The organism is Candidatus Pelagibacter sp. Uisw_101 (assembly GCF_047727615.1).
Taxonomy (GTDB): Bacteria; Pseudomonadota; Alphaproteobacteria; order Pelagibacterales; family Pelagibacteraceae; genus Pelagibacter.
In genome coordinates, this window is sequence record NZ_CP159821.1 from 57,357 (window position 1) to 75,620 (window position 18,264).

The 18,264-nt window shown below is 28.7% G+C and carries 24 protein-coding genes and 1 tRNA gene; 12 read left to right on the forward strand and 13 right to left on the reverse strand.

Annotation, left to right across the window (positions count from 1 at the left end; all coding sequences use genetic code 11):
- Nucleotides 1-23 precede the first annotated feature (23 nt).
- Nucleotides 24-284 carry a BolA/IbaG family iron-sulfur metabolism protein gene (locus ABXT48_RS00255; protein ID WP_415286521.1) on the forward strand — a complete coding sequence of 87 codons (261 nt, stop codon included), beginning with the start codon at nt 24-26 and terminating at the stop codon, nt 282-284.
- Here ABXT48_RS00255 and aroB read toward each other — a convergent pair.
- Entirely contained in the window at nt 273-1,379 is a 1,107-nt protein-coding gene (gene aroB, locus ABXT48_RS00260) for a 3-dehydroquinate synthase (RefSeq protein ID WP_415286522.1), read from the reverse strand. The genes ABXT48_RS00255 and aroB overlap by 12 nt on opposite strands.
- Nucleotides 1,366-1,878, reverse strand: a complete 513-nt coding sequence (locus ABXT48_RS00265) for a shikimate kinase (protein WP_415286523.1) — start codon at nt 1,876-1,878, stop codon at nt 1,366-1,368. The genes aroB and ABXT48_RS00265 overlap by 14 nt, the downstream gene beginning before the upstream one ends.
- A gap of 58 nt (nt 1,879-1,936) precedes the next feature.
- Here ABXT48_RS00265 and ABXT48_RS00270 point away from each other — a divergent pair, with 58 nt between their 5' ends.
- The 5 genes from ABXT48_RS00270 to truA are packed head-to-tail and all read left to right on the forward strand — an operon-like array spanning nt 1,937 to nt 6,059.
- Nucleotides 1,937-2,113, forward strand: coding sequence for a hypothetical protein (locus ABXT48_RS00270; RefSeq protein WP_415286524.1), 177 nt, complete (start codon nt 1,937-1,939; stop codon nt 2,111-2,113).
- Nucleotides 2,088-3,848, forward strand: coding sequence for a hypothetical protein (locus ABXT48_RS00275; protein WP_415286525.1), 1,761 nt, complete (start codon nt 2,088-2,090; stop codon nt 3,846-3,848). Before ABXT48_RS00270 ends, ABXT48_RS00275 begins: the two co-directional genes overlap by 26 nt.
- Before the next feature lie 26 nt (nt 3,849-3,874).
- Nucleotides 3,875-4,393: a peptide deformylase gene (gene def / locus ABXT48_RS00280; RefSeq protein ID WP_415286526.1), complete on the forward strand. Its 519-nt coding sequence runs from the start codon at nt 3,875-3,877 to the stop codon at nt 4,391-4,393.
- Entirely contained in the window at nt 4,394-5,326 is a 933-nt protein-coding gene (fmt, locus tag ABXT48_RS00285) for a methionyl-tRNA formyltransferase (protein WP_415302977.1), read from the forward strand. It begins immediately after the preceding gene.
- Nucleotides 5,319-6,059, forward strand: a complete 741-nt coding sequence (gene truA, locus ABXT48_RS00290; protein ID WP_415302978.1) for a tRNA pseudouridine(38-40) synthase TruA — start codon at nt 5,319-5,321, stop codon at nt 6,057-6,059. Before fmt ends, truA begins: the two co-directional genes overlap by 8 nt.
- On the opposite strand, the gene ABXT48_RS00295 is transcribed toward truA, so the two are convergent.
- The 10 genes from ABXT48_RS00295 to rpmH are packed head-to-tail and all read right to left on the reverse strand — an operon-like array spanning nt 6,049 to nt 13,482.
- A complete protein-coding gene (locus ABXT48_RS00295; protein WP_415302979.1) occupies nt 6,049-6,528 on the reverse strand; it encodes an SET domain-containing protein in 480 nt (159 codons plus the stop codon). The two genes, truA and ABXT48_RS00295, sit on opposite strands and share 11 nt — an antisense overlap.
- 31 nt (nt 6,529-6,559) lie before the next feature.
- Nucleotides 6,560-7,489, reverse strand: coding sequence for a histone deacetylase family protein (locus ABXT48_RS00300; protein WP_415286530.1), 930 nt, complete (start codon nt 7,487-7,489; stop codon nt 6,560-6,562).
- Nucleotides 7,486-8,643, reverse strand: a complete 1,158-nt coding sequence (dapE, locus tag ABXT48_RS00305) for a succinyl-diaminopimelate desuccinylase (protein ID WP_415286531.1) — start codon at nt 8,641-8,643, stop codon at nt 7,486-7,488. The genes ABXT48_RS00300 and dapE overlap by 4 nt, the downstream gene beginning before the upstream one ends.
- Nucleotides 8,644-9,471 carry a 2,3,4,5-tetrahydropyridine-2,6-dicarboxylate N-succinyltransferase gene (gene dapD / locus ABXT48_RS00310; protein WP_415286532.1) on the reverse strand — a complete coding sequence of 276 codons (828 nt, stop codon included), beginning with the start codon at nt 9,469-9,471 and terminating at the stop codon, nt 8,644-8,646.
- A gap of 29 nt (nt 9,472-9,500) precedes the next feature.
- The gene (locus ABXT48_RS00315) at nt 9,501-10,172 is read right to left on the reverse strand and encodes a pyrimidine 5'-nucleotidase (RefSeq protein ID WP_415302980.1); all 672 of its coding nucleotides are present in this window, start codon (nt 10,170-10,172) and stop codon (nt 9,501-9,503) included.
- On the reverse strand, nt 10,169-11,035 hold the full coding sequence (argB, locus tag ABXT48_RS00320) for an acetylglutamate kinase (protein ID WP_415302982.1): 867 nt from the start codon (nt 11,033-11,035) through the stop codon (nt 10,169-10,171). Before argB ends, ABXT48_RS00315 begins: the two co-directional genes overlap by 4 nt.
- A complete protein-coding gene (gene yidC / locus ABXT48_RS00325; protein ID WP_415286536.1) occupies nt 11,036-12,712 on the reverse strand; it encodes a membrane protein insertase YidC in 1,677 nt (558 codons plus the stop codon).
- The gene (yidD, locus tag ABXT48_RS00330; protein WP_415286537.1) at nt 12,712-12,963 is read right to left on the reverse strand and encodes a membrane protein insertion efficiency factor YidD; all 252 of its coding nucleotides are present in this window, start codon (nt 12,961-12,963) and stop codon (nt 12,712-12,714) included. The genes yidC and yidD overlap by 1 nt, the downstream gene beginning before the upstream one ends.
- The gene (gene rnpA / locus ABXT48_RS00335; protein ID WP_415302984.1) at nt 12,963-13,307 is read right to left on the reverse strand and encodes a ribonuclease P protein component; all 345 of its coding nucleotides are present in this window, start codon (nt 13,305-13,307) and stop codon (nt 12,963-12,965) included. Before rnpA ends, yidD begins: the two co-directional genes overlap by 1 nt.
- Before the next feature lie 10 nt (nt 13,308-13,317).
- Nucleotides 13,318-13,482, reverse strand: a complete 165-nt coding sequence (rpmH, locus tag ABXT48_RS00340) for a 50S ribosomal protein L34 (protein ID WP_006997435.1) — start codon at nt 13,480-13,482, stop codon at nt 13,318-13,320.
- A gap of 92 nt (nt 13,483-13,574) precedes the next feature.
- Here rpmH and ABXT48_RS00345 point away from each other — a divergent pair, with 92 nt between their 5' ends.
- Nucleotides 13,575-14,294, forward strand: coding sequence for a TVP38/TMEM64 family protein (locus ABXT48_RS00345; RefSeq protein ID WP_415286538.1), 720 nt, complete (start codon nt 13,575-13,577; stop codon nt 14,292-14,294).
- Nucleotides 14,295-14,296: 2 nt separating this feature from the next.
- Here the strand turns inward: ABXT48_RS00345 and ABXT48_RS00350 are convergent.
- Nucleotides 14,297-14,370: transfer RNA gene (locus ABXT48_RS00350), tRNA-Thr, on the reverse strand.
- A gap of 101 nt (nt 14,371-14,471) precedes the next feature.
- Here ABXT48_RS00350 and ABXT48_RS00355 point away from each other — a divergent pair.
- The 5 genes from ABXT48_RS00355 to hisD all read left to right on the forward strand — a co-directional run bounded on the left by ABXT48_RS00355 (nt 14,472) and on the right by hisD (nt 18,263).
- The gene (locus ABXT48_RS00355) at nt 14,472-14,669 is read left to right on the forward strand and encodes a hypothetical protein (RefSeq protein ID WP_006997433.1); all 198 of its coding nucleotides are present in this window, start codon (nt 14,472-14,474) and stop codon (nt 14,667-14,669) included.
- A gap of 99 nt (nt 14,670-14,768) precedes the next feature.
- Nucleotides 14,769-15,326 carry a dCTP deaminase gene (dcd, locus tag ABXT48_RS00360; RefSeq protein ID WP_415286539.1) on the forward strand — a complete coding sequence of 186 codons (558 nt, stop codon included), beginning with the start codon at nt 14,769-14,771 and terminating at the stop codon, nt 15,324-15,326.
- 2 nt (nt 15,327-15,328) lie between these two features.
- The gene (murA, locus tag ABXT48_RS00365; protein WP_415286540.1) at nt 15,329-16,582 is read left to right on the forward strand and encodes a UDP-N-acetylglucosamine 1-carboxyvinyltransferase; all 1,254 of its coding nucleotides are present in this window, start codon (nt 15,329-15,331) and stop codon (nt 16,580-16,582) included.
- Nucleotides 16,582-16,977, forward strand: coding sequence for a DUF2948 family protein (locus ABXT48_RS00370; RefSeq protein ID WP_415286541.1), 396 nt, complete (start codon nt 16,582-16,584; stop codon nt 16,975-16,977). The genes murA and ABXT48_RS00370 overlap by 1 nt, the downstream gene beginning before the upstream one ends.
- Nucleotides 16,977-18,263, forward strand: coding sequence for a histidinol dehydrogenase (hisD, locus tag ABXT48_RS00375; protein ID WP_415286542.1), 1,287 nt, complete (start codon nt 16,977-16,979; stop codon nt 18,261-18,263). The genes ABXT48_RS00370 and hisD overlap by 1 nt, the downstream gene beginning before the upstream one ends.
- Nucleotide 18,264: the final 1 nt, after the last annotated feature.

Here is an 18,264-nt window from a genome sequence, read left to right on the forward strand (position 1 = left end):
TATATAGTAATAAATTAATATTTATGAATATAAACGAATTAATTAAAATTGTTAAAAGTAAAATTGAAGCAGAGATTGTTATACAGGATATTCAAATTGAAGATAAAAGTTTTTTACATAAAAATCATAAAGGAAACCAAGAAGGAATGTTCCATTTAAAATTAATTATTGAATCTGAAGAGTTGAAAAAATTAAATAAAATAGAATCAACCAAGAAAGTTTATAGTGCTTTAGATAATGAGCTGAAAGAACATATACATTCTATTCAAATACTACTTAGTTAATTCTTTTTTTAAAAAGAGATTAATAATTTTTTCATTAAATTGTAATCTTTGAATTGGGGAACCTATTTTTTTAAGCAAAACCAGACTAATTTTCTTTGTATTATTTTTTTTATCTTTTTTCATAAAAGATAAAATTGTATTTAAATTTTTTATTGAAAAGAATTTATTAATATCCCTTGGAAGACTTAGATCATTTAAGTGATCGTTAATTAAGTTAAATTCTTTTTTATTCAAAATTTTATTTAATAAACTAAATTTTGCAGCAGTTTTAACACCAAGAATAACTGCTTCACCATGATTTAATCTTGCTGAATAATGCAGTGCTGCCTCAAAAGCATGAGCAAAAGTGTGTCCAAAATTTAGTATTTTTCTTATACCCAATTCTTTTTCGTCAGCCTCAACTATTTTTTTTTTAATCAAGCAGCTTTGTTGTATAGCTTTCTGTATAAAGGGACTTTTTAATTCTAAAATCTTTTTCCCATTCTTATTTAAAAAATAAAAAAATTTTTTACCATCAATAAGGGAGTGTTTTAAAATTTCACCATATCCACACACAACTTCTCTTTTTGGTAAAGTGTTTAAAAAATTAATATCTGATATAACAAGACTAGGTTGATAAAATGAGCCAATTAAGTTTTTACCGTATTTGGTGTTTACTCCTGTTTTGCCTCCAATCGATGAGTCAACCTGCGAAAGTAGTGTTGTTGGTATATTAACAAACCTTAGGCCTCGCTTATACATACTTGCTGCAAAGCCCGACACATCACCAGTAATACCTCCACCAATAGAAATTAAGCAATCATTTCTATTAAAATTTTTTTTTAAAAGAATTGATGTGATCTCATTAACACTTCTTTGATTTTTATTTTTTTCACTTGCATTAAAATAATGAATTGTAGTAGATCTTTTTGGTAAAGATTTTAAAGTATCTTTTACTAAATTTTTTGGAACATTCTTGTCAATTACAAGAAGACATTGATTAAAATTAATAGAACTTTCTTTCAAAAATTTATTTATTTTTTTTAAGATATTGTTTCCAATAATAATTGAATATTTTTGACTGTTAGTACTAACTTTTAATTTAATTAAACTCATATGTTTTTATTATTGTTTTAACTATTTCACTTTTTGTTAATTTATTACAGTTTATTTTAAAATTAGCTTTTGAATATACTTTTTTTCTTTTGTTAATAATGGCTTTAATTTCTTGCTCAGTTGACTTCGAGGCTAAGGGCCTTTTCTTACTACCTTTAATTCTTTTAATTAAAACTAAATCATCCCAATTTAGCCAAAATGAAAAATGATTTGTTAAGACATCTTTTCTGATCTTGTTATTAATAAAACCACCACCGCCCAACGAAACAACAACATTTTTTTGTTTTAAAGATTTAATTGTTATCTTTTCCTCTAAATTTCTAAAGTAGCCCTCTCCATTTACTTCAAATATTTCTGAAATTGTCATTCCAGCGTGTTCTTCTATTAAGTCATCTATATCAATGAATGGAATGTTTAATTTTTTTGAAACTATAGCTCCAATAGAAGATTTGCCTGACCCCATCATGCCTAAAAAAACGAGGTTTTTATTTGAATTCATAAGCTTTCTTTATTGAAAAAACACAAATATGTCTTAATTTGAAATTATTAAAGAATATATGCAATTTTCTAAAAACACAAGCAGTGGTAGTAGTAAAAGTCTATTAATCAAAATAGTATTAGTATTAATTATTTTTATTGGAGCCATCGTGCTACTTGGGAAAATTGAATTTCCATCTCCAAATAAAGATATTGAAAAAATTATCCCTAATGAAAAACTTAAAATTGTTAAGTAAGAACTTTTTTTTAGTAATATTATTTTCTTTATTTTTTGGTTTTGCATCCAATTCTCAAGAGCCAGTGGATATCTGGGAAGTAGGTGAAAAAAAGCCCGAAGAAAACACAACCCTAATCGAAGATGAGGTGGAAAAAAATATTCCACAGAATAGTATTTATGAAATGCAGTCCCAAAAAGAAGGGGAATTAAGTATAGAGGAAACACAAACTTTAATTTCGAAAGAAACAAAGCTGGTTGGAATTTATGATCCTGCAGAAAATGGTTTAAATATTAATATGTGGTCTAATTCTAACGGGGATCAAATTATAAATATCTTTAAAAGAATAGATAAATTGGAGCTTTCAAGAGATGCAGCAGAGATTTTGGATATTTTATTATTAACAAATGCACATTATCCAGAAATAAATATTTCAAAAGAACAGTTTTTAGAAATAAAATCAAAGTGGCTTATTAAAAATTCAAATTTTGACTTAATTGAAAAATATTTGCTAAATAATCAGATTATTAACAAGCACCCAAAACTCACTAAACATTTAGTAGATCATTATCTGTCTCAATCAGATGTTAAAAAAGCTTGTAAAATTTTCTCTGAAATTAAAGAACCGATACAAGACTTATATTTATCTAAATTTAATATTTATTGTTTGATTAATAATAATAAAAGAGATGAGGCTCAATTGCTCATCGATCTTCAATTAGAATTAGGTATTGCTGATAAGTTGTTTAACAAAAAAATTGATTATTTGATGGGATATAATACAGAACCAGTAATAGAAGTTTCAGAAAAAACAATTTTAGATTTTCATTTATCTCACAGAACAAATCCAGAATTTAAATTTGAACCAAAAAATACTACATCCAAAGAAATATGGAAATATTTATCAACTTCAAATCTATTAGATAATATCAATGATATAGAGATTACAGATATAAAGAAAATTACCAATATTGAAAAAGCAACACACGAGGGAAATTATACAGAGAAAGAATTATTTGAACTCTATAAGAGATTTCAATTTAATATTAACCAACTATTAAATATTAAAGAATCAACTAAAGTACTCTCAACAGTAGAGACAAGAGCTCTAATTTACCAAGGAATTTTAATTACTACTGAAATTGAGAATAAATTACAGTTAATGAATGCTCTCAAAAATTCTTTTAAGAATGACGGTATTGAGAATGCATTTAACATAGAATTAAAAACTTTTTTAAAAAATATAGAAGAGGATAAGGTCCCTTCAAATTTTACAACATTTTATCAAAATAATTTAGATGATGAAGAAATGGAACAAGCAAATATTAAATTAAATAATAAGATTTTACATCAATCAAAATTGATAAATTATTTAAAATTAGAAAAATCAAAAAACGATCCTACAAAAGACATAAATGATTTCTTAAAAAAGATTAAAAAAAATAAAAAATATTTTTTTTCTAAAAAAGATATAATTTTAGTTGAGACTTTTAAGTCTGATGGCATCAAGATTTTGGAGAAATATGATGATTTATATCAAATAAACGATTCAGAAATACCATCTGATATTCAAATATTTGTTAAAAGTGGTGATATGGCTGCTGCATTGCTTAGAATTGTTGAGGTTATAGGGCAGGACAACTTAAACAATATTGATGAGGACACATTATACTTTATTATAAGCACACTTAATCAGTTAAATGCGGATCCACTAAGAAATAGAATACTCTTTAAAGTTCTTCCTTTAAAAGTTTAAAATTTATACTAAAATAATCAGTCATTATGTCAGTTAAGCTAATTTTAACAGAACCAAACAAACTATTAAGACAAATTTCTAAACCAGTTGAAAATGTTGGTGATGAAGAAAGAAGACTTATGGATGATATGCTGGATACTATGTATGCAGCACCCGGAATAGGTCTTGCCGCAATTCAAATAGGTGTACCAAAAAGAATTATAGTGATGGATATAAGTAGAGATGAAGACAAAAAGGAACCAAGATATTTTGTTAATCCGGTGATTAAAAATAAAAATAATGAAACATCAAAATATGAAGAGGGCTGCTTGTCTGTTCCAGATCAGTTTGCTGAAATAGAAAGACCAAATGAATGTGAAGTTGAATATTTAGATTATAACGGAAAAAAACAATTATTGAAAGCAGCTGGATTATTGGCAACTTGTATTCAGCATGAAATGGATCACTTAGAAGGAGTTTTATTTATAGATTATTTATCTAAACTAAAAAAATCTATGATAATTAAAAAACTTTCTAAAATTAAGTCGAATAGAATAATCGTTTAAATGACAAAAAAAATTGTCTTCATGGGTACACCATCATTTGCTGTACCGATTTTAAAATCTTTATATGAAAAAAATTATATAATTCCTGCTGTATACACACAGCCACCAAAAAAATCACAAAGAGGTCAAAAAATAAATAAGTCACTAATACAAACTGCAGCTGAAGACCGGAATATAAATTGCAGAACGCCAGGAACTTTAAAAAAAAATAAAGAAGAATATGAATATTTAAAACAACTAGATCTAGATTTGGTAATTGTCGTGGCCTACGGTCAAATAATACCCAAAGAATTTTTGAATCTTTCCAAAAAAGGTTTTATAAATGTTCACGCTTCCCTCCTACCGAAGTGGAGAGGTGCAGCACCTATTCAAAGGTCTATTATGAACTTAGATAAAGAAACAGGAATTAGTATTATGAAAATAGGAGAAAAACTTGATACTGGACCAGTCTGCAATAACTATAGAGTAGTAATTAAAAATAGTGATAATGCAGAAATTATATCAAATAAACTATCAATTTTAGCTTCAGAAAAAATCATAGAAAATGTAGACGATATATTTGAAGATAAATTAACATTTAAAGAACAAGATGACTCAAAAGCAACCTACGCTTCTAAAATTGAAAAGTCGGAGGGTGAAATTCAGTGGAATGATAATGCAGAAAGTATTATTGGAAAAATAAATGGATTATATCCAAGCCCTGGGGCCTTTTTTATTTTTAAAGACGAAAGATACAAAATTTTAAAAGCAGAATTAGGCACTAAAAGTGGTGAGATAGGTGAAGTAATGACTAGTGATTTGGAAATTAGCTGTGGAGATCAAAAATCTATAAAAGTTATTGAAATTCAAAGACAAGGAAAAAAGCCTCAAAATATTAATGAATTTGTTCTCGGTTCACAAATAACTAAAGGGTCAAGATTAACGAATGTTTAGATATCAAGTTTTAATAGAATATATAGGAACTAGTTTTGTTGGTTGGCAAATACAATCTAAAGGAAAATCAATTCAAAAAGAAATACAAGTTAAGTTATCAAAATTTTTAAAAGAAAAAGTGGTTTTGATAGGATCTGGAAGAACAGACACTGGTGTCCATGCAATAGAGCAGTCAGCTCATTTTGACTGCAAAAAAGAAATTCAAAATTTAGATAAGTTATTGAAATCAATTAATCATTTTATAAATGATAAAGGTATTTCTATTTTAGTAATTAAAAAAAGAAGTCTAAAATTTCATGCAAGATATTCAGCTAAACAAAGAATTTATAAATATATAATTTTTAATAGATTAAGTAAGCCTTCTCTAGAAAGAGAAAGAGGTTGGCACATAATTAAAAAATTAGATATTGAGTTAATGAAAAAAGGTGCAAAAAAACTTTTAGGCACTAAAGATTTTTCTACTTTTAGGGCGTCAAGCTGTAATGCAAACAGTCCAATTAAAACTATGAAATCTGTTTTGATTAAATCAAATGGTGGAAGAATTGAAATACAATTTAAATCACAATCATTTTTACAACAACAAGTACGATCAATGGTAGGTAGTTTAAAATACTTGGCTGAAAATAAATGGAATTTAAAAAAATTTGAATTTGTTATTAAATCAAAAAAAAGAATTCTTTGTGCACCACCTGCACCTGCTGAAGGATTATTTTTAGAAAAAGTTATTTACTAGCTTTTTGTTGGCCAATACTAAATTTTTTATTAATTCTCCATCTAGACTCTGCTCTAACAATATAGCCACAGCAATTTTTTGACTTACACTTGCATTTGAATTGTTTATAATCTTCATCGTAGCCAAAGCCATAATCGGCTGTTATCTCTTCGCCTTTTTTAATATCTTTTATAGCAATTACCCATAATTTTAAACCTGTTCCGTTATAATCACAGTTATTAGAGCAAGAGTGATTTATTAAACGTGCAGGGTTCCATGACACGTCTCCATCCATGTCATATTTCTTATTTAAGTTAAATAAGTAGATAGGTTTTGCGTTATCAAACCTTTCAGTCGCTTCAGTTTGCTTCTTGGTGATAACTTTACCAACATAATCAATAATTCTAGTACCTTCTTTAATATCTTTTGTAGCATAAAGGCCACGTCCCTTTTTGTCGATGTCAGATTTTTGAATTTTATAAAGTTTCATTGTGAGTTCTTTAATGCGTATTGAGAAATTATCAATTAAATTCTAGTAAAGCTTTTACATGCATCTCAGTGCTTTCTTGAAGTGCTAATAGATCGTATCCACCTTCTAAAATTGACACTACTTTTCCATCACAATATTGTTTTGATAGCTCGAGTGTTCTTTTGGTAATACTATAAAAATCTTTTGACTCTAATTGAAGTTGTGCCAATGGATCGTCTTTATGAGCATCAAACCCAGCAGAAAGTAAGATAAATTCAGGTTTAAATTCTTTAATTTTCTTAAGTACAAATTCATAGGCATTTAAATATTCTACGGAGGTTGTTCCTGCTGGCAAAGGAATATTTAATATATTATTATGTTTTCCTTTTTCATCATTAGTCCCTGAGCCTGGGTAATAAGGGTATTGATGAGTAGAAATATATAGAACTTTTTCATTATCGTAAAAAATATCTTGAGTACCATTTCCATGATGAACATCAAAATCGATAATTGCTACTTTTTTAAGTTTGTACTTATTTATAAGATAATTGGTTCCAACAGCCACATTGTTATAGATGCAAAAACCCATAGCTTTATTTTTCTCTGCATGATGTCCAGGAGGTCTGACGGCACAAAACGCATTGTTAAAATTTTTATTTTGAACACCATCTATAGCCGCAATGATTGAACCGACAGCATCTGACGTGGCATCCTTACTTCCTGGGGAGACAATCGTATCTCCATCTAAAAAAGATAATCCTTTTTCAGGAAAAGATTTTTCTACGAAATTTATATAATCAGAATTGTGAGTTATTTCTAACAGTGATCGGTCAAATTTTGAAGGTTTTTTCCAAATTAAATCTTTATTATCTAACTTTTTAAAGTTATCGATAACTACTGTAACTCTATCAATTTTCTCTGGATGACCGTCGCCCGTATTGTGATTTTGATAAGTATCAGAGGTTATTAAACCAGTTTTCATTTAAAATAATTTTCTAAAATATTATAGTATATCTTAGTCAATTTTTTTAAGTCTGAAATAGATACTGCCTCATCTACTTTGTGCATTGTTTTACCTACTAGACCAAATTCCAAACATGGGGCAATTTTTCTAATAAATCTTGCGTCTGAAGTTCCACCTGTTGTAGACAATTGAGGTTTAATTTTTGTAATTTTTTTTATTACATCTTGAATCATGTAAGTTGTTTTATTGGGCTTAGTTAAAAAAGCTTCACCTGATACACGATATTCTACTTTAAAATTAGATTTATCTTTTTTAGTAATTTTTTTGAATATTTTATTTAATCTATTCTTTAAGCTAGAAGATGTATGTTTATTGTTAAATCTTATGTTAAATGTAGCTCTTGCAAGTCCTGGAATAACATTATCAGCTGTATTATTGATATTAATTTTTGTTACCTCTAAATTTGTAGGCTGAAAGTCTTTTGTTCCTTTATCAAATTTTATTTCTTTTATTTCATTAAGTATCTTGATCAATGAAGTTGATGGATTTTTAGCACGATGAGGATATGCAACATGACCTTGAGTTCCAATTATAGTTAATTCAGTATTGATACTTCCTCTTCTACCAATTTTAATCATTTCACCAAGTTTATTAGGGTTTGTTGGCTCACCAACTAAACAAAAATCTATTTTTTCTTTTTTCTTTTTTAAGTAATCAACTACTTTTTTAGTACCATTAATTGCAACACCTTCTTCATCACCAGTAATTAATAAACTAATCGATCCGTTAATTTTTTTATTATTTGATATAAAGCTATTTACAGCAACAACCCAACTTGCAATTGCACTTTTCATGTCATTAGCACCTCTACCAATAAGATGATTTTTTTTAATAGCTGGACTAAAAGGCTTAATCGTCCAATCTTTTATATTTCCTGGAGGTACTACATCTAAGTGACCAGCAAACATAAAGTTTGGTTGAGAATTACCCAATCTTGCATATAGGTTTTTAACTGGTTTAGAATTTTTATCTTTAAACTCTAAAATCTTACATTTAAATCCAATAGCAGTTAATTTTTTAGCTAAGAATTTCATTACTCCAGCATCAATTGGTGTAATGCTTGGAAATCTTATTAGCTCTTTAGCTAATGTGATTTCATTATAAGTTAGCATCTAGTCTCTTAATAAGTCGTTAATAGAAGTTTTAGATCTAGTTTTTTCATCAACCTGTTTAATAATTACGGCACAATATAAAGCAGGACCTTTACTGTCTTTACTTGGAAGGCTGCCTGGTACTATTACTGAGTACGGTGGAATTTTTCCATAGATTACTTCACCAGTTTCTCGATAAACAATTTTTGTAGATTGACCAATAAATACACCCATTGATAATACAGATCCTTCTCCAACAATTACTCCTTCAACTATTTCTGAACGAGCTCCAATAAAACAGTTATCTTCGATGATAGTAGGGTTAGCTTGCATTGGCTCTAACACCCCCCCAATTCCAGCACCACCTGATATGTGACAGTTCTTTCCTATTTGTGCACAAGATCCTACAGAAGCCCAAGTGTCCACCATAGTTCCTTCATCTACATAAGCTCCAATATTCACAAAGCAAGGCATTAGCACTGCGTTCTTTCCAATAAAAGACCCTTTTCTAACTGGAGAATTTGGAACCATTCTAAAACCAGCTTTTATATGATCTTCCTTAGTCCAATCTGCTGTTTTACCTTTTAGTAAATGAGATTTATCATACCAACTACTATATGGGCCACTCAATGAATCCATATCATGTGTTCTAAAACTTAACATTATTGCTTTTTTAACCCACTGATTAACTACCCACTCATCACCATTTTTTTCAGCAACTCTTAGTTCACCTTTATCGACAAGTTCAATCGTTTGGTTGATGGCATCTAATATAGACTTATCAGATTGACCATTGATGGAGTCTTTATTGTCCCAAGCTGTATTGATAATGTTTTCAAATTCTTTCATAGTTTTATTTTATCGTTAGTAGGTTAGTTTTATTGTGTTTTTAATATATTAATTTCGTGAAGAAAAGAAGGCAAGTTCTTAATCTTATAATCAATATATGGTTTATCCGCATCTTTTTTTGCAAATACTTCATCATTCTCAAGCCAGCAAGTTTTCATTCCTAAGTTTTTAGCTTGTTCTAAATTATGAGCTATATCTTCGATCAATATTGATTTTGTTGGATCAAGATCAAATTTTTCTACTATCTTTTTATAAGGTTCAATTTTTGGTTTTGGAATAAAATTAGCATCAACAATATCAAACGCTCCATCAAACAAACCATCTATACCCAGTTGTTTGGTTACATTTTTCACATGTGCATGAGAACCATTAGTAAAGATATATTTTTTTTCTTTAATTTTAATTAATTCTTCTCGCAACAACTCATCTTTAGGAAGCCAGCTGATATCAATATCATGAACAAATTCCAGAAATTCATGTGGATCAATTTTATCGTGATTCATTAATCCTGATAATGTCGTTCCATACTCATAGAAATATTCTTTTTGAATTTCTCTTGCTTTAATTAAATCTACGTTAAATTTCTTTGAAATAAAAGAAGACATCTTTTTATCAACTTCAAAAAAAACCTTTGTTTGTCCAGAATATAAAGTATTATCTAAGTCGAATAGCCAGTATTTAGTATCAATTAAATTTTTCATTCTCTTATTAAAGTTCCCGAACCTTTATCAGATAATAGTTCAAAAAGAAGTGAGTGATTTTTTCTTCCATCAATTATCACAACCGCCTTGACCCCATTACTTGCAACATCTAGACAATTCTTAATTTTAGGTATCATTCCACCAGAAATTACCTCTTGATCAATTAATTCATTAGCTTTTTTAGAGTTAATTTCAGAGATTAGTTTTTTTTCACTATTTAATACTCCCTCTACATCACTAATAATCATTAACCTTCTAGCTTTTAGCTCAATTGCGATCGATCCCGCAGCAGTATCGGCATTTATATTAAAAGTCTGATTATCTTTATCTAAACCTAAGGGTGCAACGACAGGTACTTCGTTTACTTTTATTGTTTCAGTTAATAGATCTTTATTAATTTCAGTAGGTGTTCCCACAAATCCAAGGTTTTTGTTTTCTTGTATGACAGTAATTATATTATTTTCTTTTGAAGTAATTCTTTTTGCTTTGCAGGCTAACTTATTTAAAGCTTCAACAATCTCTTTATTAAATTCGATTAATACATCCTCAACTATGTTGATGGTATCTTTATCAGTAACTCTTAGTCCATTAATAAAATTACTTTTAATATTAACTTCAGAAAGTTTACTGTTAATTCTTTTTCCACCTCCATGAACAATTATAGGATTAAAACCAAGTTTGTTTAAAACAACCACATCTTCAATAAAAATTTTAAATAATTTTGGATCAACTAAAACACTGCCACCGCACTTAATGATAATAAATTCATCATTATATTTTTCTAAATATTTTTTTACTTCTTTAACTGTTGGGCCGTCTTTAGGTAGGATGTTTATTAATTCTTCTTCTTTTAACGATGACATTTATGTTGTTTTGATAGTCATTTTTCTTTGAACAATATATTGTTGAATCATTGTGAAGATGTTGTTGAAGCTCCAGTAGATAACAAGACCAGCAGGAAATGGTGCAAGAATTACAGTTAAAAATACTGGAAAGAACATAAATATTTTAGCCTGTATAGGATCTGGCGGAGTAGGATTAAGCTTTTGTTGTATAAACATCGTGATACCCATAATGATTGGCCATGCACCTATTAATAAGAAAGAAGGTGGATCCCAAGGAAGTAAACCAAAAACATTAAACAAAGATGTTGGGTCTCTATCACTTAAGTCATGTATCCATCCATAAAATGGCATGTGTCTCATTTCAATGGTTACAAATAATACTTTATATAGCGCAAAGAAAACAGGAATCTGAACTAGGATAGGTAGACAACCACTCATAGGATTAACTTTTTCTTTTTTATAAAGAGCCATCATCGCTTGTTGCAATTTCATTTTGTCATCCTTGTGTAACTCTTTCAGACGAGCCATTTCAGGCGCTAATAACTTCATTTTTCCCATGGACTTAAAACTAAAGTTGGCAAGAGGAAAGAAAGCCAATCTAATACAAATAGTGACAGCAATAATTGCTAAACCGTAATTACCAAGCAATTTAAAGAAGTAATCCAATACAAAGAATAAAGGTTTTGTGATGAAATACATAAAGCCCCAATCAATCGCTAGATCAAATTTATTGATATTTAAATTTTCAGCATAACCATCAATGACATTTACTCTTTTAGCAGCAACTATAATCTGAATTTTTTCTTCAATTGAAGTGTTTGCTTTAACTTCAATACCTTTGGTTGATATGTAGTTCGCTCTGAATTTATTTTTATAGTCAAAAGTTGTTTTAAACTCTTTACCTTTAGGTGGTATAACTGATGTAACCCAAAACTTATCTGAAATAGCAACAAATCCTTCTTGTGCAATTTGAGTAAACTTCTTTTCCTGAATATCGTCGTAATCTTCTTCAATTAATTGATCATCAAGTACAGATAAAAACCCTTCATGCAAAATATAAAAGCCAGATATTTCTGGTAATTTATTTCTAATTATTTGTCCGTATGAGTAAAAATTATAAGATTTATCTGATCTGTTAATTATTTTTTCTTTTACAGTAAACAAAAATTGATCATCTAAACTTATATGTTTCTCAAATGTAATACCTTGAGTATTACTCCATGTTAATTTTACAGGACTATTATTGGTTAATTTTTTATTTCCAGAAACTTCCCAGACCGTAGAAGCATCAGGTATATCTATATTTTTATTAGTACTTACAAAACCACTTTCAATTAAATAACCATCTTCAACATTTCTTGGGTTTAATAAGGTTATTTTATCACTTCCATTAAGTTCAATATTATATTCTTTGAAAGTTAGATCGTCTATCGCTGCACCCTTTAAAGAAATTGACCCAACAACACTTCCATTTTCAAATTGAATTCTATCATTTTCTTTTAAAGCATCTGTTCTTGAAAGTTTTGCAAAGTTTTCATTTTTATCCAAGCTAGGAGTGTCTTCATTATTTTCAATTTTATTTTGTTCAGCTAGATTTTTTTTAATAGTTGCAGGATCAGGCTGAAAAAAAAGAGAGTATAAAATAATAACAGCTGCTGATAAGGATATTGCTGCGATTACGTTTCTAGTATCCATTATTTCTTAGCCTTTAATTCTTTGTTTACTGGGTCAAATCCTTCACCGCCACCTAACATCTTAATAGGATGACATGAAAATATTCTTTTTGTGCTTTTTGAGATGCCTTTAAAGAGTCCATATGATCTTAAACATTCAATTGTATATTCTGAGCAAGTTGGAAGATATCTACACGAAGGAGTTAAGTAGGGGCTAATAACCATTTTATAAAATTTGATCAGGCCAATTAAAATGTTTGATATAATATTCATTACTTAATCTTTTTTATGTCTTGGAATAAAGTATCTTTTATTATCGCATATTCATTGTTTAGCATAGTCATTTTCGCAATCACAAGGTAAGAATAATTAAAGTTTATTGACAATTTTTTTACCGCTTCGTTCATTATATTTCTTAATCTTCTTTTAACTTTATTTCTCTTTACAGCACCACGGATTAGTTTTTTTTTAGCTACAAAGCTAATATTTAGTTTTTTATTATCTTTATCTGCAAGAGGGCCAAAAAAAAAAGTGATATATTTATTTGAAATTTTTTTCTTCTTAAGTAAATTTTTGAAATCTTCGTTTTTAGAAAGAGCAACAATTTTGCTTTTCATTTAGTTTGGTTTATTTACCTTGAGGCTTTTTTTGAGTGGATGACACCGTAAGGTTTTTACGTCCCTTATCACGTCTTCTCTTAATAAGTTTTTTCCCACCTTTAGTTGCCATCTTTGATCTGAAGCCATGCTTCTTAAGACGTTTTCCAACTTTGGGTTGATATGTTCTTTTCATAGGATTTATTTAAGTTTTTTTAAATTTCGCCCTTTATAGTAATTATATGTATAAATAGCAAATAGAAGATTTTATAATACGACCAGTAAATTATGGAAAAATCAAAAAAAGTTAAGATAACTTTAGGTTTATTTTATCTTCTAGTTGTTTCATCATTTTTATACTTTTTTTTATCAAAATTCACCCTCGAAGAATTAACTAGCTATGAATTTATTAAAAATAATAGAGATTATTTTTTTGGATTAAAGCAAACTAATTTATTTTTAATTTCTCTAATATTTTTAATAGCCACAATTGTCTGGGTTGTTATGGCTGGATTTGGTTTACCGGTTGCACTCCTAGCAGGATTTATTTTTGGTAAGTGGCTTGGAACTTTTATTCTAATAATTGGAATGACTATTGGAGCAACAATTTTATACATCATTGGAAATTATTTTTTTAAAGAAGTAATTAAAGAAAAGTTTTTAAATAAATTTAAAAATTTAGAAGCTAAATTTAAAAAATCAGAATTTATTTATTTGTTAGCTTATAGATTTATAGGAGGCATTCCTTTTGCATTATCCAATGTATTACCTTGTATTTTTAATGTTAGAGTAAGTAATTTTTTTTGGGCAACATTAATAGGATTAACTCCACCACTATTTTTAGTTGTTTCAATTGGAAGTGGACTTGAAAAAATCATAGAACAAAATTTAGAAGCTCCCAGAATCATTGATTTGATATATTCACCAGATATCTACATCCCGATGATTGCTTTTGGAGCTTTATTAATAGCTGCAATTGTTGCTAGAAAAATATTTTATAAAAAATAATCTGGTGCCCCCATCAAGAATCGAACTTGAAATTTATCCTTACCATGGACATGTTATGCCATTTAACTATAGGGGCTAATTTGTTATTTTATTCAAGTATTTCTATAATAAATCATTTTTTCAAAAAATTGCCTTAATTTTTTTCATATAATGATTTATACCTACGGAGGAAATTTTATGGGCATTCATTACGATTATAAATCTACTAAAGGCAATAAGCTTATGGAGAAGCAAGCTAAGAGAGAGAAAAAGCTTGCAGAGAAAAAAGCAAAGCGTGAAGCTAAAGAGGGACCAAAAGTTCAAGAAGAACCAGAGAAAACTTTAGATGCATCAAAGCCTATCACTTTAGATTTTTTAACTAATCCAGATAAATAATGAATGATAAAAAAAAAAATGAGAAGTTAAGTCTGGCTCTTAAAAAAAATTTAAAAAAAAGAAAAATTTTTCAAAAAAAAATAAAAAGAAAAGTAAATAATGTCAGTACTTTCCGATAAATCTATAAGGAAGTTAGCAGTTGAGGAATCAATGATTTCTCCTTTTATAGATAAGCAAGTAAGAGATGGTAAAATTTCTTATGGACTTAGTTCATTTGGCTATGATGCAAGAGTAGGAGATGAATTTAAGATATTTCATAATGTAAATTCTTCTATCGTTGACCCTAAGGAGTTTAGTTCAGATAATTTTGTGACTAAAAAAAGCTCTGAATATATTATTATTCCTCCTAATTCTTTTGCCCTTGGGACTACTATCGAGGTCTTTAAAATACCAAGAGATATTATGTGTATCGTTGTTGGTAAGAGTACATATGCAAGAACAGGGATTATAGTGAACGTAACTCCAATCGAATCTGAATTCTTTGGAACAGTTACTCTTGAGTTTTCTAATACCACACCACTACCAGCAAAAATTTATGCAAATGAAGGTGTTGCTCAATTTTTATTTCTAAAAGGAGATCAGTCTCCCGAAACTTCATACGCTGACCGTAAAGGAAAATACATGGGTCAAACTGGAGTAACTTTACCAAAAGTATAATCATGAAAAAATTGGAAGTCTTTGGAGCAGCAAAGCTCAAGGGACACATTAGAATTTCAGGATCTAAGAATGCATCTCTTCCTATTCTAGCTGCAACATTACTATCAAATAAAAAAATATCTTTAGCAAACCTACCAAGAGTAAAAGATATAGAAACAATGATACTTTTATTAAAGTCATTAGGTTCAGTTATTGATGATAATAAAAAAGAATTAATTATCAAAAATACTAGGCAAACAAAAACTTTTGCAGCTTATAGTTTGGTTAAAACTATGAGGGCAGGAATATTAGTTTTAGGACCATTGCTTGCTAAATTTGGTAAAGCAAAAGTTTCATTACCTGGCGGTTGTGCGATAGGAACAAGACCTGTCGATATTCATTTACAAGCTCTATCAAAACTTGGAGTTAAATATAAAATTATCCAAGGATATGTTCACGCTACTGCACCTAAAGGATTAATAGGAGCGAATATAAAATTTCCCAAAGTTTCAGTTGGTGCTACAGAAAATTTAATTATAGCCTCATGTTTAGCTAAAGGAAAAACAACTTTATCAAATTGTGCCATTGAACCCGAAATTAAAGATCTAGTTAATTTTCTAATTACTATGGGCTGTAATATTAAGTGGACTGCAAAGAGAACGGTTAGGATTGAAGGAGTGAACAATCTTAAAGAATTAAATTATTCAGTAATGCCAGACAGAATAGAGGCTGGAACTTATTTAATAGCTGCAGCATTAACGGAGGGAAATTTGAAGATTACTGGAATTGATCCTAAGATAATAAGTACAGAAATTAATATCTTAAAAAAAGTAGGATCAAAAATTATTTTAAGAAAAAATGAAATACTTATTCAGGGAAGTAAAAAGATTAAAAGCATAAATATTAAAACATCTCCTTATCCAGGGTTTCCAACAGATTTACAGGCACAAATGATGGTATTATTGTGTAAGGCTAATAAAAAATCTCATATTAAAGAAGAAATATTTGAAAATAGATTTATGCACGTTGCGGAGTTAAATAGAATGGGAGCTAAGATTTCTATTAATGGAAATAAAGCAACCATAGAAGGAAATATCAAATTTGAATCAGCAGAATTAATGGCCACAGATTTAAGAGCTTCTGTATCTTTAATTCTTGCAGCACTTGCAGCTAAAGGAAAATCGGTAATTAATAGGATATATCATCTTGATAGAGGTTATGAAGATATAGAGAAGAAATTAAAAAAAGTAGGGGCTAAAATTAAGAGAATTAACTAATGAATAAAAAATATTTATCAAAAATTATAGCTACAGACAATGAGGGATTACAAGTGATCTCAGCATGTTGCTCTGGAGCTGAAGTTAAAGTTGATGAAATTAAATATCTTCAGTCAAACAAGGTTTTTTTATTATCATTAAATAGATCTAAAGTAGAAACAGATGAGAAAGATAAAAAAGTTACCAGTATTTGCAAATTCGAATTTGTAGATAGAGTTAAATCTAAAAATATTAAACAAAATGATCCTGAGGAAAAATTAGAGTTAATTGGGATGGATTATTTAAAAAATAATGAAAATTATGAAATAAACTTAATGTTTACAAACAACGCATATATTACATTATCAACAGAAATAATTGAAGTAACTTTAGACGACCAAAACAAAGCTGATTAATGATTAAGATATTAGATAGTAAAAATAAAAACTTTGATAAAACTTTAGATGCATTATTGTCTAAACGAAAAAATAAAGTCCAACTTAATTCAGTTTCAGTTATTAAAATTATTAAAGATGTTAAGAAAAATGGTGATAAAGCCATCTTAAAGTATGAAAAGAGATTTAATAAAAATAGCGTTATTGCCCCAAGTATAAAACAAATCAATAAAACTATTCAATCTTTAGATCCAAAGGTTAAAAAAGCAATCGATCTTGCTTATGATAGAATTTATAAATTCCACTCGTTACAAAAATTCAAAAATATTTCTTATACGGATAAACTAAAAAATAAATTAGAGTATAAATATGTACCTATTGAATCGGTTGCAATCTATGTGCCTGGTTCAACAGCTTCATACCCTTCTAGCGTTTTAATGAATGCAATACCTGCAATTGTTGCTGGAGTGAAAAGACTAGTTATGGTTAATCCAGGTCAAAAAGGTAAACAAAATCCTGCTGTATTATATGCTGCAAAGAAATGTAAGATTAAAGAGATTTATTCAATCGGAGGACCATCTGCTATTGCAGCTGTTGCATATGGAACTAAGAAAATTAAAAAAGTTGATAAAATTGTAGGCCCTGGAAATTCATACGTAGCTGCAGCAAAAAAAGAAGTTTTTGGAGATGTTGGAATTGAAGGAATGATTGCAGGCCCTTCTGAAGTAACAATTGTTTGTGATAAATTTTCAAACCCTGAATGGATAGCAAGTGATCTAATAGGTCAAGCAGAACACGATAATCTTGCTCAATGTATTTTAATTTCAAAAGATAAATCAATTATTAAAAAAGTTAATGATGAAATTATTAATCAATTAAAAGAAATACCCAGAGCCGCAATTGCAAAAAATAGTCTACTCAATAATGGAATTATAATTCATATGCAGTCTGACCAAAAAATTATTAATACAGTAAATAAAATTGCTCCTGAGCACTTAGAGCTTAATACTAAGAACTATAAAAAAGTAGTGGGTAAGATTAAAAATGCAGGATCTATCTGTTTAGGAAAATATGCTGTAATGGCAATGACTGACTATAATGTTGGCTCTAACCATGTATTGCCAACCAATTCTTCAGCAAGATATTCAAGTGGGGTTAGTGTTAATGAATTTTATAAAAGAATTTCATATATAAACCTATCAAAAAAAGGGATTGAAACCCTTGGTCCATCAGTTATAACACTTGCAAACTACGAGGGTTTAGTGGGACACGCTAAGTCGGTAGAAAAAAGAATTAGGAGAAAATAAA